Annotated in this window: 1 protein-coding gene; it reads left to right on the top strand. The window is 65.6% G+C overall.

Annotation, left to right across the window (positions count from 1 at the left end; genetic code table 11):
• Positions 1-42: 42 nt before the first annotated feature.
• A partial coding sequence (locus tag A37U_RS51185) for an SDR family NAD(P)-dependent oxidoreductase (RefSeq protein WP_240437819.1) occupies positions 43-3,598 on the top strand: 3,556 nt, incomplete at its 3' end.

Raw genomic sequence — 3,598 nt, 5'->3', positions numbered from 1 at the left:
GTCGCGGTGGACTGGTCCGCGGTGCTCAAGCCCGGGGCGACCGTGGATCTGCCGACCTACGCCTTCCAACGGCAGCGATACTGGCCCGAACCGGTGGCTGCCCCCGCTTCCGCGGACGGAGACTTCTGGGCGGCGGTGGAAAGCGGCGATGTTCAGGGTCTCGCCGAGGCCCTCGGCGTCGATGACAACACGCTCGGCGAGGTCCTGCCTGCTTTGGCGTCCTGGCGGCGTAATGAGCACTCGGCTGTTGCGGATTGGCGTTATCGCGTCGATTGGGTTCCGGTGTCTGGTGACGAGGCGGTGGTGTTGTCTGGTACGTGGTTGGTGGTCGGTGATGCCCGGCTTGCCGAGCGCGAGTGGGTGGAGCGGGCGTTGACTGAACGGGGTGCGCGTGTTCTGAATGTTGATCCCGATGAGTTTGGTCGGGTGCCGGTTGAGGGTGTCTCTGGTGTGGTTTCGTTGTTGGCCCTGGACGAGGCGTCGAGTTCGGAATTTCCTGCGGCGTCTCGGGGTTTTGCTGGAACTTTTGAGCTTGTTCGGGCGCTTGGTGTGGCGGAGGCTGGGGCACCGTTGTGGGTGTTGACGCGTGGTGGGGTTGCTCCGGGTGGTGGTGTGGGTAGTCCGGTGCAGGCGCAGGTGTGGGGTTTTGGTCGGGTTGCGGCGTTGGAGTTTCCGGATCGGTGGGGTGGTTTGGTCGATCTGCCGGATGTTTGGGATGAGCGTGCCGCTTCGCGGTTGTGTGCGGTTTTGGCTGGTGTGGGTGAGGATCAGGTTGCGTTGCGGTCGGCGGGAATTCTGGGGAGGCGACTTGTGCGCGCGTCTCGGCCAAGGAACACCGCCGAGTGGACTCCGCGTGGGAGCGTGTTGATTACCGGTGGTACTGGGTCGATCGGCGGACGGGTTGGTCGATGGTTGGCCGGGCGTGGTGCGTCGCGGGTGGTGTTGACGAGTCGGTCTGGCTCGGCGGCCGCGGGGGTGGCGTCGTTGGTTGCCGAGTTGGCTGGCCGTGGGACGGCGGTGGATGTGGTGGCCTGTGATATCGCTGAGCGTGCGCGGGTTGCTGGGTTGCTGGGGTGGATTGCCGGTGCTGGTACGGAGCTGTCGGCGGTGGTCCATGCTGCTGGTGTTGGTGAGGGTGGTCTTATCGCGGATACCAGTGTTGCTGATTTGTCGTCGGTCTTGGCAGCTAAGGCGGCGGGTGCTTGCTGGCTTGATCAGTTGACTGGCGAGTTGGATGCGTTTGTGGTGTTTTCCTCTGGTGCTGGGGTGTGGGGTAGTGCGGGTCTGGCTGGGTATGCGGCTGCTAATGCGTATCTTGATGCTGTTGTCGAGGCGCGTCGTGCTCGTGGGTTGGTTGGGACTTCGGTGGCGTGGGGTTTGTGGGGTGGGGGTGGCATGGTCGGTGGCGCCGCCGGAGAGCAGTTGAATCGTTCCGGTATGCGGGTGATGGATCCGGAATTGGGTATCCAGGCTTTGGGGCAGATTCTTGACGGTGGTGAGGGTGCGGTCGCGGTCGCCGACGTCGACTGGTCCACCTTCGCGCCAACCTTCACGTTGCGTCGCCCGAGTCCACTGATCGGGTCGATCCCGGAGGCCAACCAGGCGCTCGAGGGATCGGAGACGGGTTCTGCGGTCCCGGACACTGAACTGGGCCAGCGGCTCGTCGGCCTGTCCGGTGTCGAGCAGGGGCGGTTGCTGACCGATCTGGTGCGTGCCGAAGCGGCGGCGGTGCTCGGGCACTCGGGTACCGAGGCGGTGCATGCGGATCGGGCTTTCCGGGATCTGGGGTTCGATTCGCTGACCGCTGTGGAACTACGCAATCGGTTGTCTACGGTATCCGGGCTCAAACTGCCGTCCACGCTGATCTTCGACTACCCCAACGCCGAAACACTGGCCGAGTTCCTTCGCGGCGAGCTACTCGGTGTCCGCTCGGGCCCGGAGTCGATCGAACCGGTGCACAGCGCCGTGGCCGGAGAACCGCTGGCGATCGTCGGTATGAGCTGCCGGTACCCGGGTGGTGCCGCGAGTCCCGAGCAACTGTGGGACATTCTGTCCTCCGGTACCGACACGATCTCCGGTTTTCCCACCGACCGTGGCTGGGACCTCGTCGAGCAGAACTACGGCACCGAGGATGTCACCTCGGGCGCGGCCTATGTTCGTCAGGGTGGGTTCGTGTATGAAGCGGCGGAGTTCGATGCGGGGTTTTTCGGTATTTCTCCGCGTGAGGCGTTGGCGATGGATCCGCAGCAGCGGCTGTTGCTCGAGGTGTCGTGGGAGTCGCTCGAGCGGACGGGGCTGGATCCGACCTCGTTGAAGGGATCGAAAACGGGTGTCTTCGTGGGGGCGACCTACGCCGGGTATGGCATGGGACTCGCCGGGGGTGAGACGGGTTCTGAAGGGTATTTGTTGACGGGTGGGCTTACGGCGGTGATTTCTGGTCGGGTGTCGTACACCCTTGGCTTGGAGGGGCCGGCGGTGACGGTGGATACGGCGTGTTCGTCGTCGTTGGTGGCGTTGCATCAGGCGGTGCAGTCGTTGCGGGCGGGGGAGTGTTCTATGGCGTTGGCTGGTGGTGTGGCGGTGTTGTCTACGCCGGGTGCGTTCATGGAGTTTTCTCAGCAGGGTGGTATGGCCGCTGACGGGCGGTGCAAGGCGTTTTCTGATGATGCTGACGGCATCGGCTGGGGCGAAGGCGCGGGGATGATCGTGCTGGAACGTCTCTCCGATGCCCAGCGCCGTGGTCACCAGGTGTTGGCTGTGATCCGTGGTAGTGCGACCAACCAGGATGGCGCCTCGAATGGGCTTTCCGCGCCGAACGGTCCGTCGCAGCAGCGGGTCATCCGATCCGCGCTGGCTGACGCCCGACTGTCCACATCGGATATCGATGCCGTTGAAGCGCATGGCACGGGAACCACGTTGGGTGATCCGATCGAGGCGCAGGCGGTCCTTGCTACCTACGGTCAGGACCGTGACCGTCCCCTGTGGCTGGGGTCGGTGAAGTCCAACATCGGGCATGCGCAGACCGCGGCCGGTGTGGCTGGTGTGATCAAGATGGTGCTGGCGCTCCAGCATGGTGAGTTGCCCCGCACCCTGCACGCCGAGCAGCCGTCGAGCCATGTGGATTGGACCGCGGGCAACGTCGGGCTACTCACTGAACCGGTGGAGTGGACGGTGGTCGAACAGCCGCGCCGGGCCGGGATATCCGCGTTCGGTATCAGCGGCACCAACGCGCACATCATCCTCGAGGAAGCCCCCGAGCCCGCTGCACACGATGCGACGCCGCCGGTGGGCAAGCCGCGGGTACTCGACGTCGACAGCCCGGCCTGGCTCGTCTCGGGCACCTCGCGGGACGGCCTGGCGGCACAAGCCGGTCGGCTGCGCGAATTCGCCCTCGCCAAGCCGGATCTCGCCCCGGCGGATGTGTCCTGGTCGCTGGCCACCACCCGCACGGCGCTGGCGTATCGGGCCGTCGTCACCGGAAGCGACCTGGCCGCCGGTCTCGCTGCGGTGGCGACCGGGCAGCCCACTACCGGGGTGGTGACCGGGCTGGCGCAGCCGAGCGCGATCGGCCGCTCGGTGTTTGTGTTTGCGGGGCAGG

It is taken from the genome of Sciscionella marina DSM 45152 (assembly GCF_000379465.1).
GTDB classification, from domain to species: domain Bacteria; phylum Actinomycetota; class Actinomycetes; order Mycobacteriales; family Pseudonocardiaceae; genus Sciscionella; species Sciscionella marina.
This window is presented reverse-complemented; position numbering and strand designations above follow the sequence as displayed.